Below are 12319 nucleotides of genomic sequence, written 5' to 3'. Positions count from 1 at the left end.
GGGTCAGGCGGCCGACGCCGGCGCGCTGAGCCCGCCCTCGTTGCCGCTGCGGTCCAGCCCGGCGACGCAGTAGGTGAGCGGCCCGGTGGCCGGGGCGCCCCGGTCCACCCAGTCACCGCCCCGCGTGGTGCCGACCAGCCGGGCGATGCCGCCGTCCACCCGGTAGACGGCGAAGCTCGCGGCGGCGTCGCCGCGCCAGGTCAGCGCCACCCCGCCGGTGTCCTCACGCCGGGCGGCGGTGACCGCGGGGGCGGGCGGCGGCGCCGCCGGCAACTGGGCCATCGTGGGCAGCAGCGCGGGAGCGGCGTAGTGCGCCCGGCTGTAGCGGCTGACCGCGCCGAGCTTGTCGGCCCGCACCTGCCGGGCGCTGAAGTGCACGCTCCCGCTCACCCCGTGCCGCCGGTTCAGGGCGAGCTGCCGGTCCAGTTCGGCCGGGTCCCGCCAGGCGCCGCGCTCGCCGACCCGGTAGTCGGCCTGGCCGATGTAGAGCTGCACCCGGGTGCCCCGCACGGTGGCCGCCCACCAGGGCAGCAGCTTGGCGTAGTCGGCCTTGCCGAACCCGATGTGCCAGTAGAGCTGCGGCACCACGTAGTCCAGCCACTGCCGGCGTACCCAGAGCCGGGTGTCGGCGTAGATGTCGTCGTAGCTCTGCAGGCCGGCGGTGGGTGAGCCGGCCGGGTCGGTGCGCTTGTTGCGCCAGATGCCGAACGGGCTGATGCCGAACTTCACCCACGGCTTCATCGCCTTGATCCGCTCGCTCATCTCGCGGACCAGGGTGTTCACGTTGTCCCGGCGCCAGGCGTGCCGGTCGGCGAACCCCCGGCCGTAGCGGGCGAACGCGGCGTCGTCCGGGAAGTCCTGCCCCGCCTCGGGATAGGGGTAGAAGAAGTCGTCGAAGTGCACCCCGTCGACGTCGTACCGCTGGACCGCCTCGAGCATCGCGTCCTCGACGAACCGGCGGGCCTCCGGGATGCCGGGGTTGAAGTAGAGCCGGCTGCCGGGCTTGTCGGCGCTGGGATAGGTCACGACCCAGTCGCGGTGCCGCCGCAGCGGGTGGGTCGGCGCGAGCTGGTCCAGGTGGGGGCCCGGCCCGCCCACGGTGGCCGGCTGGCCGCCGCGGTAGGGGTTGAACCAGGCGTGGAACTCCAGGTTGCGGGCATGGGCCTCGGCGACCATGAACTCCATCGGGTCCCAGCCCGGGTCGCGGCCGTCGCGGCGCCCGGTCAGCCACTCCGACCACGGCGCGTAGGCCGACGGCCAGAGCGCGTCCCCGCTCGGCCGCACGTGCACGAAGACCGCGTTGTGGTTGCGGCGCACCGCCAGGTCCAGCCAGCCGCGGAACTCGGCCCGCGCCGCCTCGGCCGGCAACCCCCGCCGGCTCGGCCAGTCGATGTTGTTGACCGTCGTGATCCACATGCCGCGCAGCTCGCGGGTCGCGCGGGCCGGCCGGCCCGCGCAGTCCCGGCCACCGCCCGCCGCGGTGACCGCGGCCGTGCCGGCCGGTTCGGCCGCGCCACCGTCGCCGGCGACCCGGTCGCGCAGCGACCAGGCGCCGAGCCCGGCCAGCACGGCGAGCGCGACGACGACCGCGACGAGCACCCGGGTACGGCGGCGGGGTACGGGCGGAACGGGCGGATGGACCGACGGCATCGCCCCAGTCTGCCAGCGACCCCCGACGGGTGAACCGGCCGGAACCGCTTCTTAACGGCCACCTAAGGCACCGGCGTGGGCCGGTCCTCAGTGGACCGGCCCACGCTGGTCACCTCAGCCCTGGATGAGCGAGGCGCCGTAGTAGGTCAGCGAACCGATCTGCGCGTCACCGACCGGCCGCAGCAGCGGGGCGTACCAGACGGTGCGGGAGCCGTTGGGGCTCACGCCGGGGCAGACCGCCGTGCCGAGCACGCCGGCGGAGACGGTGCCGCGGGCGTCGACGCGGCCGTCCGACCGGTACGAGTACACCGGCCCGCCGCTGTCACCCGGCGCGGCGGCGCAGCCCCCGGCGACGATGTGGTTGGCCTGCGTCACCGGCCCGATCACGTAGCCGATGTTGACGAACTGGTTGACCACGTCGACCCGCAGGCTGCAGTGCTCGCCGCTGGAGGAGCCGCCGGTGCAGACGTAGTTGCCGACGTAGTCGGACGCGGCGCCGCCGACCCCGATGCTGGTGGCCGCGTTGTACGGCCCGGTGTAGATCCGGCCGCCGGCCGCGACCCGGATCATCAGGGTGTCCCGCGGGTTCCAGTCGTTGATGATCGGGCCCATGGTGTTGGTGGGGCCGCCACCGTCGTACGCGACCTGGCCGTTCACGCCGCAGTGCCCGGCGCTGAGGATCTGCCGGGCGTCGTTCCAGTACACCCCGAAGCCCGTGGTGCAGCCACCACCGGCGTAGTAGCGCGCTCCGCCCCAGTAGGGGGCGAAGTCGTTCTGCCGGTCGAGCGGCGTGGCGGTCGCCGTGGTGGTCACGCTGAGCGGCAGCCGCGCGGTACGCAGGACGTCCCGCTTGCCCGACGCCAGCGCCCGGCCGTTCACGGTCACCGCGAGCCCGCTGCCGTCGACCTTGGCGGCCACCGAGACGGCCCGGGGGTCGGCGGCGAGCCGCTGCGCCTCGGCGACCATCTCGCGCTGGTGGAACCGGGCCGGCTTGAACTTCACCGGCACGGAGAGCCGCCTGGCCAGGTCACGGACCGACCCGGGCACCCGCCCTTTCCAGTAGACGGTGAGCCTGCGGGCCTCCGGCGCGGCGACCACGCCCGCGAAGCCCTCGCCCCGGGCGGCCGTGATCTCGCCGGCCGCCGCGTTGAGCCGGTCCTGCTCGGCGAACAGCGCACGCCAGCTCGCGAACCCGCCCGGCACGGCCTCGGCCGGCTGGGTCGACGGCGTGACGGGTTTGCCGTCGGCCACCGCCGGGGTCCCGAAGGCCCCGACGCTGACGATCGCGGCGGCCAACGCGAAAAGGGTGCGGCGCATGACCGCACCCCCGCGTCCGCCCGATGTCATTGGAGTCATGGGGATGTACCTCCTGCAGATGAGAGCCGCCGGGGCGACAATTTCCCCGGTCGACTCGAATTCTGCGGCGGTGAATCCCATTCACCAGGGTCCTGCTGCCAAACGGACTCAGCCATTTACCCCGGCCCGGTCGGCATGCGACCATTGCCGGTTCCAGCGGGTCCGCTCGACATACGCCGTGACCAGGCAGGACTCTTGACAGTGCCGCCCGGCTACGCCATTCCTGGGCACTGTCGGAAAAGCGCGGGACAGCGGACGGGCGCTCACCTTTATCGGTACCCCGTACACATTTAACGAGCCATTCACAAAAGGCCTCCTGCCGTTCTCTTCTCGCCCCGAAGGGCCATGTCGCGTGACGGACACCCCGCATTCGGCGCGGCGACCGTGTCGCCCTCGGAGTGGCGGCCGCCAGGCCCGCCGGGGGTCCCGCGGCGGCGACGACCGGGCCGCGGCGGGTCCGGGGCCCGAGCGGGAGGGCCGGGGGGCTGCGGTGGATATTCGGAATGCAGGTAGCCTCTTTTCCATGGGCGGTTCCGGGCCGCCGGCCGAGATCAACTCCGTGGGGGCCGGGCACACGCGTGACAGGGCCTCGTCGCTGCTCTCCCGGGACTTCACCGCCGTCACCACCACCGAGCTGCGGCACGCCGTCGCCGCGGTCGTCGCGGCTGCCGGGCTCACCGGCGTGCGGGCCGAGGGCTTCGTCCTGGCCGTCCACGAGCTGGCCACCAACGCGGTACGCCACGGTGGCGGCACGGGCCACCTGCACCTCCGGCGGCAGGACGACCTCCTGATCTGCGCCGTCGTCGATCACGGCCCGGGTGTCGACGCACCGCCGATCCGGCAGGTCCCCGGCGACGTGGCCGGTGGCCGGGGTCTGTGGCTGGCGGACCACCTGGCCGACTCGCTGCACCTCCACCGTCGCCCCGACGGCATGACCGCCACCGTCACCATCGCGCTGCGCTGACCGGTTCCCGAGCGGGGCCGGCACCACCTCAGTCGACGTCGACCCAGTCGAGGGTGCGGCCCACCGCCTTCCTCCACCGGGCGTAGCCGGTCTCGCGCTGCTCCGGGGACCAGGTCGGCTGCCAGCGCCTGCTCTCGTTCCAGTTCTCGCGCAGCTCGTCGGTGCTCTTCCAGAACCCGACGGCGAGCCCGGCCGCGTAGGCCGCGCCGAGAGCGGTCGTCTCGGCGACCACCGGCCGGCTGACCGGCACGCCGAGGATGTCCGCCTGGAGCTGCATGCACAGGTCGTTGACGGTGACGCCGCCGTCGACCTTCAGGCACTCCAGGGGCACCCCGCAGTCCTGCTCCATGGCCTCGGCCACGTCCCGGCTCTGGTAGCAGATCGCCTCCAGGGTCGCCCGGGCGATGTGCGCGTCGGTGTTGAACCGGGACAGGCCGACGATGGCGCCACGGGCGTCCGAGCGCCAGTACGGGGCGAACAGGCCGGAGAACGCCGGCACGAAGTACACGCCGCCGCTGTCCTCGACCTGGCGGGCGAGGATCTCGCTCTGCGCCGCCGTGCTGATGATCTTGAGCTGGTCGCGCAGCCACTGCACGGCCGATCCGGTGACCGCGATCGAGCCCTCCAGCGCGTACACCGGCGCCTCGTCGCCGAACTGGTAGCAGACGGTGGTGAGCAGCCCGGCCTTCGACCGCACGATGTCGGTGCCGGTGTTGAGCAGCAGGAAGTTGCCGGTCCCGTAGGTGTTCTTCGCCTCGCCCGGCGCGAAGCAGACCTGCCCGACCGTGGCGGCCTGCTGGTCGCCCAGGTCACCGGTGATCCGGACCGGGCCGGTGAACGGCCCGTGCGGCACCGTGCTGCCGTACGAGCGCGGGTCGGAGGACGGCCGGATCTCCGGCAGCATGGCCCGGGGGATGCCGAAGAACGAGAGCAGCTCGTCGTCCCAGTCCAGCGTCTCCAGGTCCATGAGCATGGTGCGGCTGGCGTTGGTGGGATCGGTGACGTGCACGCCGCCCTCGGTGCCGCCGGTCAGGTTCCAGAGCAGCCAGGTGTCGGTGTTGCCGAAGACCGCCTCGCCCCGCTCGGCGGCCTCCCGGACCCCGTCGACGTTCTCCAGGATCCACTGGATCTTCCCCGCCGAGAAGTACGTCGCCGGCGGCAGGCCCGCCCGGCGCCGGATCACGTCGCCCTTGCCCTCGCGTTCCAGCGCCGCCGCGATCCGGTCGGTGCGGGTGTCCTGCCAGACGATCGCGTTGTGGTAGGGCCGGCCGGTCCGGCGATTCCACACCACCGTGGTCTCGCGCTGGTTGGTGATGCCCAGCGCGGCCAGGTCGGAGCCGGCCAGGCCGTGCTCGTTCATCGCCGTCTGGATCACCGTCTGGGTCCGTTCCCAGATCTCCAGCGGGTTGTGCTCGACCCAGCCCGCCCGCGGCATGATCTGCTGGTGTTCGAGCTGGTGGCGGCCGACCTCGTTGCCACCGTGATCGAAGATCATGAAGCGGGTGCTGGTCGTGCCCTGGTCCACGGCGCCGACGAAGTCAGCCATGCGGGGTCTCCTCACTGCGGGCGCGGGCGTCATCGTGCACCGTAGGAAACGTCCCGAGGCCGGGTCAACGAGAGTCGGTCGGCAGGAGGGGGCGCATGAAGGTGCGCTCGTAGCGCAGGACGCAGCCCGACTCGTCGCGGATGCGGTCGGCCGCGACGAACTCCGGGTCCGCACCGAACCGCGCGCGGTAGCGCTCGTACGCCGCCAGGCTCTCGAAGCTGAACAGCGCCTCGGCCCGGTCGCTGGCGCCCTCGGCGGGCAGGAAGTAGCCGTGGTGCACGCCGCCGTGCTTGGCCACCAGCCGCATCCACTCGCGGGCGAAGCGTTCGAACGCCTCGATCTGCGTGGGGTCGATGGTGTAGTGCACGACGCAGGTGATCACCGCCCCACCCTACGGGCCGCGCCGGCACTCACGGTGCTCTCGTGCCGGCGCGGCCGGGACGGTCATTCGCAGCCCAAGGCCCCCTCGTAGCCGCGCGGTACGTTGCCGGCGGCGACCTCGTCGGCCGTCTCCCAGAACACCTCCGGCCAGTCACCCTCGTCGTTCATCTGGTGCAGCACCTGCCACTTGTGGCTGCTGCGCAGCGCGTCGGCGGCCCGCCGGAGCGCGGCGTCGTCGCCGGCCCGCTTCGCGCGCTGCCATTCGGCGATCCAGGCGCAGCCGACCCGGGAGGTCACCTGGGCGCCGAACTGGTAGGCGTCGTTGGTGCCGAGGTCGCGCAGCGCGGCCTTGTCGAAGTTCGGCGGCAGCGGGATGTCGGCGAGCACGATCGTGGCCCGCTCGTCCACGCGGGCCGGCGTGACGATCTCCGGCGGGAGCGCGGCCAGCCAGGTGCGTACGTCGACGCGGACGACGTGGGTGAGGAGCCGGTCGAACTCGGCCCGGTCCCCGCCGCCGGCGCGGAGTTCGACGAAGACGCCGTCGCGGGGGCGGAGCATGACGGCGAAGTCCTCGGCGCCGTAGCGGATCAGGTCACCCGGCCAGCCGTCCACCTTCACCGCCTCCGGGGCGCTGACGCGCAGCCGGTCCGCGTGGTAGCCGTCGTACTGGTCCGCCGGGTACCAGTTCATGTCCAGCTGCTGTTCGTCGTTGCGGAACGCGATGGTGCCCTGCTTCTCGGCGAACCCGTAGACGGTGGTCACCTTCCACCCGGGCTCGTCGATCAGCAGCCGAGGGTTCTCCTCGGCGGCCTTCAGCGCCACGGGCGAGAACGCGATCGAGGTGGTCGGCTTGGCACCGGCCGGCCCGGCCGTCTCCGTGGGAGCCGCCTGACGGTTCTCCGGAGGGGCGCCGTGGACGGTGACCACGGCGAGGATCCCGACGAGCGCCGCGGCCGCGGTCAGCGGGCCGGCGAGGCGGCGAACCAGGCCGCGGCGTGCTCGGGAGCGGGGCTGCGGTGCTTCGGCGACGCGGTCGGGCGTCGGTTCGGACATGATCTCCTCCAGGAGAGCCTGCTCGGCCCCGTCGAGGTGCCCGATGACACCGGGCCGGTAGGGGTCGGCGTCCCGGACCATCCGGTCGAGGTGCTCCTCGGTCATCTGCCCTCCTTCGGGGCGGGTGCGGTCACGACGTCGAGTACATGTCCGGGTGGGCCGAGGTCGTCACCGACGAGTTCGCGGAGCCGGGCTCGCGCCCGCGACAGGCGGGTACGGACCGCGGCCGGGGTCACCCGGAGGACCTCGGCCGCCTCGCGCGGTTCGAGTCCCTCCCAGACGGTGAGCAGCAGCACCTCGCGGTCCAGGTCCCCGAGCCGGGCCAGCGCGGCCCGGACGGCGAGCCGTTCGGGCACCGCAGTGCTCGGGTCCCCGTCGATCACCGCCGTGAGCCGTTGCCGGAGCCGCTCCCCCAGCCGCTGCCGGCGTGCGCCGCCCCGGTGGTGGTTGGCGAGCACGCGGCGGGCGACGCCGTAGAGCCAGAGGCGGGCTTCGCCGCCGGCCGGCAGGTCACGTCGCCGGCGCCAGGCGACGAGGAAGGTCTCGGCGACGACGTCGGCCGCGTCCTCCGGGTCCGCGACGCGGCGCAGGGCGTACGCCAGCAGCGGCTCGAAGTCGGCGGCGTAGACGCGTCGGAAGCGGTCCTCGTGCTCGGTCGCGGAGCTCACGTCCCTCCCATGTCCGGCAGGGCACCGATCGTGACAGGGAATCCGTCAGGCGGGACGCAGGTGGGTGCGGCGGGTCTTGCGCCCCGCCTCGTATCCGGCCCGGGCGGCCCGGCCCTGGTCCGTGGTGGAGACCTCGGCGACCGGCACGTCCCACCAGGCGTCGGCGTCCGGACCCGCCTCGAAGCGGTCGGTCCGCACGTGCACCACGGTGGTCCGGGTGGCCGCCGCCGCCGTGGCCAGGGCGGCCCGCAGTTGCTCCATGGTGGACACCCGGATGAGGTCGGCGCCGAGGCTGGCCGCGTTGGCGCCGAGGTCGATCGGCAGCGGCTCCCCGGCGCGGTCGACGTAGGCGGTGCCGAGCCGGTGCGCGCCGACGCTCTCCGACAGCCGGCCGATCGAGGCGAAGCCGGCGTTGTCCACCAGCACCACGACCAGCTTGACGCCCTCGGCGACCGCGGTCGCCAGCTCGCTCGGCAGCATGAGGTAGGACCCGTCACCGACCAGCACGAACACCTCGCGCTCGGGCGCGGCCAGCTTCACCCCGATCCCGCCGGCGATCTCGTAGCCCATGCAGGAGTAGCCGTACTCGACGTGGTAGCTCTTGGGGTCGCGGCTGCGCCACAGCCGGTGCAGGTCGCCGGGCATCGACCCGGCGGCGCACACGACCACGCCGCGGGGGCCGGCGGCGTCGTTGACCGCGCCGATCACCGCGGTCTGGGTGGGCGGCGCGTCCGGGTCGGCGTGCCGGGCGTGGTCCGCCACGGCCGTCCACCGCTCGCGCAGCCGGGTCACCGACTCCCGGTACGTGGGCTCGGTGGCCCAGCCGGCGCAGGCCGCGTCGAGGGCGGTGAGGCTCTCCCGCGCGTCGCCGACGACCTGCGTGCCGGACAGCTTCGCGGCGTCGAAGCGCGTGACGTTGAGGTTCACGAACTGCGCCCCGTCGCCGAAGAGGGTGCCGGAGGCGGTGGTGAAGTCGCTGTAGCGGGTGCCCACCCCGATGACCACGTCGGCGGCGGCCGCGATCTCGTTGGCCGCGGTGGTGCCGGTGACGCCGATCGCGCCGAGGGCGAGCGGGTGGCCGTGCGGCAGCGCGCCGGTGCCGGCCTGGGATTCGGCCACCGGCACCCCGTGCTCCTCGGCGAACCGGCGCAGCGCCCCGGTGGCCCCGCTGTAGATCACCCCGCCGCCGGCCACCAGCAGCGGCCTGCGGGCCGTCCGCACGATCGCGGCCGCCCGGCCCAGCGCCGCCTCGTCGGCGCGGGGGCGCGGCACGTGCCAGACCCGTTCGGCGAACAGCTCGTCCGGCCAGTCGTACGCCTCGACCTGCACGTCCTGCGGCAGCGCGAGGGTGACGGCGCCGGTCTCCGCCGGGTCGGTCAGCACCCGCATGGCGGCCAGCAGCGCGGCCGGCAGCTGTTCCGGCCGGTTGATCCGGTCCCAGTAGCGGGAGACCGGCCGCAGCGCGTCGGTGACGCTCACGTCGTAGGAGCGGGGGTCCTCCAGCTCCTGCAGCACCGGGTTGGCCACCCGGGTGGCGAAGATGTCGCCTGGCAGCAGCAGCACCGGCAGCCGGTTGATGGTGGCGCCCGCGGCGCCGGTCACCAGGTTCGTGGCTCCGGGGCCGATCGAGGTGGTGCAGGCCAGGGTGCTGAGCCGGTCGGTCATCCGGGCGTACGCCGCCGCCGTGTGCACCATGCCCTGCTCGGTGCGGCACAGGTGGTAGGGCAGGTCCGCGCCCGCGGTCGCCAGGGCCTCGCCGAGCCCGGCGACGTTGCCGTGCCCGAAGATGCCGAAGCAGGCCGGGATCAGCCGTTGCCGCCGCCCGTCGCGTTCGGAGAACTGCCGGGCCAGGAAGGCCACCACCGCCTGTGCCACCGTCAACCTGGGCATCACGCCTCTTTCGTTCCGGGCCGGGTCAGGGGCAGCCGCGGGTCCACCGGCTGGCCCGCCCAGCTGCCCCGGATCCAGCCGTGCCGGGGATCGTCCACACAGGCCATGGTCCGCGCGGCCCCGGGTCCGGCCAGCACGTTCAGGTAGTAGAGGTCGTAGCCGGGCGCGGCCATCGACGGCCCGTGGTAGCCGTAGGGGACGAGCACCACGTCGCCGGTGCGCACCTCGGCGAGCACGTCGATCGGCCGGTCGGCGGTGCCGTAGACCCGCTGGTAGCCCACCGGACCGTCGCCGGGCTCACCGCCGGCCACCTCGAAGTAGTAGACCTCCTCCAGCGCGGCCTCGACCCGTCCGTCGTCGTACGCCCGGTCCTGCTCGTGCTTGTGCGGCGGGTACGACGACCAGTTGCCGCCGGGCGTGAGCACCTCCACGGCGACCAGCCGGTCGCAGTCGAAGGCGTCCGGCGCGCAGAAGTTGTTGACCTGCCGGCTGGCCGCCCCGGCGCCGCGCAGCTCCACCGGCACGTCCCGGGCCGCCCCGTAGCGGGGCGACAGCCGGCGGGTGGCCCGCGCCGACGGCAGCGCGAAGCGGCCGCTGCCGTGGATCGTCACCTCGGCGTCGCGGGGCAGGTAGGCGAAGTCGGTGACCGCCGCGAACACCGACGCCCGTCCGGTCAGGTCGAGCCGCAGCCCGTCGCACCGCACGGTGGCGACGCCGGCCAGCGGCAGGACCAGCATCTCCTCGTCACCGGTGGCGAAGGTGACCTCGCCGCCGGCCGGCAGGGTGAGCACCCGCAGCCCCGCGTAGGTCCAGCCGGCCCGCTCGGGGGTGACCTCCAGCGCCCACGGCCCGCGGGCGGCACCGCCCCAGGGCAGGTGGGCGTCGCGGGCCCTCATGCGTCCTGCCCGGTGGGCAGCAGCGAGCCGGCCAGGTCCACGGCGGCGGCCACGTCGTCGTCGGGCGGGTACAGCAGCGCCCGGCCGACCACCAGGCCGCGCACGCCGGGCAGCCGCAGCGCCCGCGCCCACCGGGCGTACACCACGTCGGGCGCCTCCACCGGGTCCCCGCCGAGGAGCAGGACCGGCAGCGTGGTCGCGGCCATCACCCGCTCCATCTCGTCGACGGCCGGCAGCTTCAACCAGGTGTACGCGCTGGTCGCGCCGAGCGCCTGCCCGACGCTGACCCCCTTGATGACGGCCTCGGGGCGCAGGTCGGCACTGACCCGGCCGCCCTCGCGGGCCACCCAGAGCGGTTCCACGAGGGCCACGGTGCGGTGCGCGGCGAGCGCGGTGACCGCCCGGGCACAGGCCTGCAGGGTCGAGGCGGTCGCCGGGTCGTCCGGGTCGATGCGGCAGAGCATCTTGCCGCCGTCGTAGCGCATGGCGGCGATGCTGTCGGCGTCGTAGGCGGTGAACCGGTCGTCGAGTTCGAAGGCGGCCCCGGAGAGCCCGCCGCGGTTCATCGAGCCGATGGCCAGGCGGTTCTCCAGCGCACCGAGCAGCAGCAGGTCCTCCAGGATGTCGGGGGTGCCGAGCACGCCGTCGACGCCGGGCCGGGAGAGCGCCACCCGCAGCCGGTCGAGCAGGTCCGCCCGGCCGGCCATGGCCATGGGCCGGTCCCGCACCCCGAGGGCGCCGCGGGCCGGGTGGTCGGCGGCGATGACGAACAGCGGCCGGCCGGGTTCGGGCCAGGGCCGGCGGGTACGGCGGGCGGCGGCTTCGGCGATGGCCTGCGGCCGGTGCGCGCGGGTGCGGGTCAGCGCGTCGTACTCGGTGCTCACCGGTCTTCTCCTGTCAGGACGGCGGTCGGCGGCGCGGGCGGCGACGCGGCGTCCCCGGCCAGCGCCGCGGTCTCGGCGTAGTCGGGCATGGCGGCGGAGCAGGCCAGTCGGGAGGCGACGATCGCACCGGCGGCGTTGGCGAAGCGCATGGTCCGCTCCAGCGGCCAGCCGCGCAGCAGCCCTAGGCAGAGCGCGCCGCCGAACGCGTCGCCGGCGCCCAGGCCGTTGACCACGTCCACCGGCACCGGCGGCACCCGTACGCTCTGCTCGGCCGTGCGGGCCAGCACGCCCGCCGGGCCGAGCTTGACCACGGCGAGCCGGGGGCCGCGTTCGAGCAGCAGGTCGGCGGCCCGGTCCGGGTCGCGGGTGCCGACCGCGATCTCCACCTCGTCGAGGTTGCCGACGGCGACGGTGACCCGGGGCAGCGCCTCGGCGACGGCCGCGGTCGCGGCCGCCGGGTCGGGCCAGAACATCGGCCGGTAGTCCAGGTCCAGCACGGTGTGCGGGCGACCGGCCCGGGCGGCGAGCGCGGCGGTGTGCGCGTCGCGGCTGGGCTGCTGGCACAGGCCCGTGCCGGTGAGCCAGAAGACGCGGGCCGAGGTGATGGCGTCGAGGTCCAGCTCCTCGGGGCGGATCTGGAGGTCCGGTGCCGTGGGGGTGCGGTAGAACCACAGCGGGAAGTGGTCCGGCGGGAAGATCTCGCAGAAGGTGATCGGGGTGGGCAGCCCCTCGACGGGGTGGACCTGGCTGTCGTCCACACCGAACTCGCGCAGCGCCCGGTGCACGTAGCTCGCGAAGGCGTCGGCCCCGGTGCGGGTGATCAGCCCGGCGCGCAGGCCCTGCCGGCTGGCCGCGACCGCCACGTTGGTGGGGCTGCCGCCGAGGAACCGGCCGAACGTCTCGACCTCGGCCAGCGGCGTGGCGACCTGCAACGGATAGATGTCCACCCCGACCCGGCCGATGGTGAGCACATCGAGCATGCGGCGCCCTCCGTCCCGGCCGGCGTCGGCGTGTCCGCCAGCTCGATTCCG

11 protein-coding genes are annotated in these 12319 nt (G+C 74.3%); 1 reads left to right on the top strand and 10 read right to left on the bottom strand.

The window, feature by feature from the left end; genetic code table 11:
• Positions 1 to 3 precede the first annotated feature (3 nt).
• Both GCE86_RS03430 and GCE86_RS03425 read right to left on the bottom strand, forming a co-directional pair.
• Positions 4 to 1650, bottom strand: coding sequence for a glycoside hydrolase family 10-like protein (locus tag GCE86_RS03430; protein ID WP_154225555.1), 1647 nt, complete (start codon positions 1648 to 1650; stop codon positions 4 to 6).
• A gap of 114 nt (positions 1651 to 1764) precedes the next feature.
• On the bottom strand, positions 1765 to 2967 hold the full coding sequence (locus GCE86_RS03425; RefSeq protein ID WP_154225554.1) for a chymotrypsin family serine protease: 1203 nt from the start codon (positions 2965 to 2967) through the stop codon (positions 1765 to 1767).
• A gap of 562 nt (positions 2968 to 3529) precedes the next feature.
• Between GCE86_RS03425 and GCE86_RS03420 the strand changes: the two genes are divergently transcribed.
• A complete protein-coding gene (locus tag GCE86_RS03420) occupies positions 3530 to 3970 on the top strand; it encodes an ATP-binding protein (RefSeq protein ID WP_154225553.1) in 441 nt (146 codons plus the stop codon).
• Positions 3971 to 3998: 28 nt separating this feature from the next.
• Here GCE86_RS03420 and glpK read toward each other — a convergent pair whose 3' ends face one another.
• The 8 genes from glpK to iolC all read right to left on the bottom strand — a co-directional run bounded on the left by glpK (position 3999) and on the right by iolC (position 12268).
• Positions 3999 to 5516, bottom strand: coding sequence for a glycerol kinase GlpK (gene glpK / locus GCE86_RS03415; RefSeq protein ID WP_154225552.1), 1518 nt, complete (start codon positions 5514 to 5516; stop codon positions 3999 to 4001).
• A gap of 64 nt (positions 5517 to 5580) precedes the next feature.
• Positions 5581 to 5898: an NIPSNAP family protein gene (locus GCE86_RS03410; RefSeq protein WP_154225551.1), complete on the bottom strand. Its 318-nt coding sequence runs from the start codon at positions 5896 to 5898 to the stop codon at positions 5581 to 5583.
• Between the two features lie 62 nt (positions 5899 to 5960).
• Complete coding sequence (locus GCE86_RS03405) at positions 5961 to 7055, bottom strand: hypothetical protein (RefSeq protein WP_154225550.1); 1095 nt, start codon at positions 7053 to 7055, stop codon at positions 5961 to 5963.
• A complete protein-coding gene (locus GCE86_RS03400; RefSeq protein ID WP_154225549.1) occupies positions 7052 to 7618 on the bottom strand; it encodes an RNA polymerase sigma factor in 567 nt (188 codons plus the stop codon). The genes GCE86_RS03405 and GCE86_RS03400 overlap by 4 nt, the downstream gene beginning before the upstream one ends.
• A gap of 45 nt (positions 7619 to 7663) precedes the next feature.
• On the bottom strand, positions 7664 to 9508 hold the full coding sequence (gene iolD / locus GCE86_RS03395) for a 3D-(3,5/4)-trihydroxycyclohexane-1,2-dione acylhydrolase (decyclizing) (RefSeq protein ID WP_154225548.1): 1845 nt from the start codon (positions 9506 to 9508) through the stop codon (positions 7664 to 7666).
• Positions 9508 to 10404, bottom strand: coding sequence for a 5-deoxy-glucuronate isomerase (gene iolB, locus GCE86_RS03390; RefSeq protein ID WP_154225547.1), 897 nt, complete (start codon positions 10402 to 10404; stop codon positions 9508 to 9510). Before iolB ends, iolD begins: the two co-directional genes overlap by 1 nt.
• Positions 10401 to 11288: a Cgl0159 family (beta/alpha)8-fold protein gene (locus tag GCE86_RS03385; protein ID WP_154225546.1), complete on the bottom strand. Its 888-nt coding sequence runs from the start codon at positions 11286 to 11288 to the stop codon at positions 10401 to 10403. Before GCE86_RS03385 ends, iolB begins: the two co-directional genes overlap by 4 nt.
• Positions 11285 to 12268 (bottom strand): 5-dehydro-2-deoxygluconokinase, encoded by a 984-nt coding sequence (iolC, locus tag GCE86_RS03380; protein ID WP_154225545.1) that lies wholly within the window; start codon positions 12266 to 12268, stop codon positions 11285 to 11287. Before iolC ends, GCE86_RS03385 begins: the two co-directional genes overlap by 4 nt.
• Positions 12269 to 12319: the final 51 nt, after the last annotated feature.

Source organism: Micromonospora terminaliae (genome assembly GCF_009671205.1).
In the GTDB taxonomy this organism is placed as follows: Bacteria; Actinomycetota; Actinomycetes; order Mycobacteriales; family Micromonosporaceae; genus Micromonospora; species Micromonospora terminaliae.
Note: the sequence above shows the minus strand (reverse complement) of the source record. Positions and strands in the feature narration are given on the sequence as shown.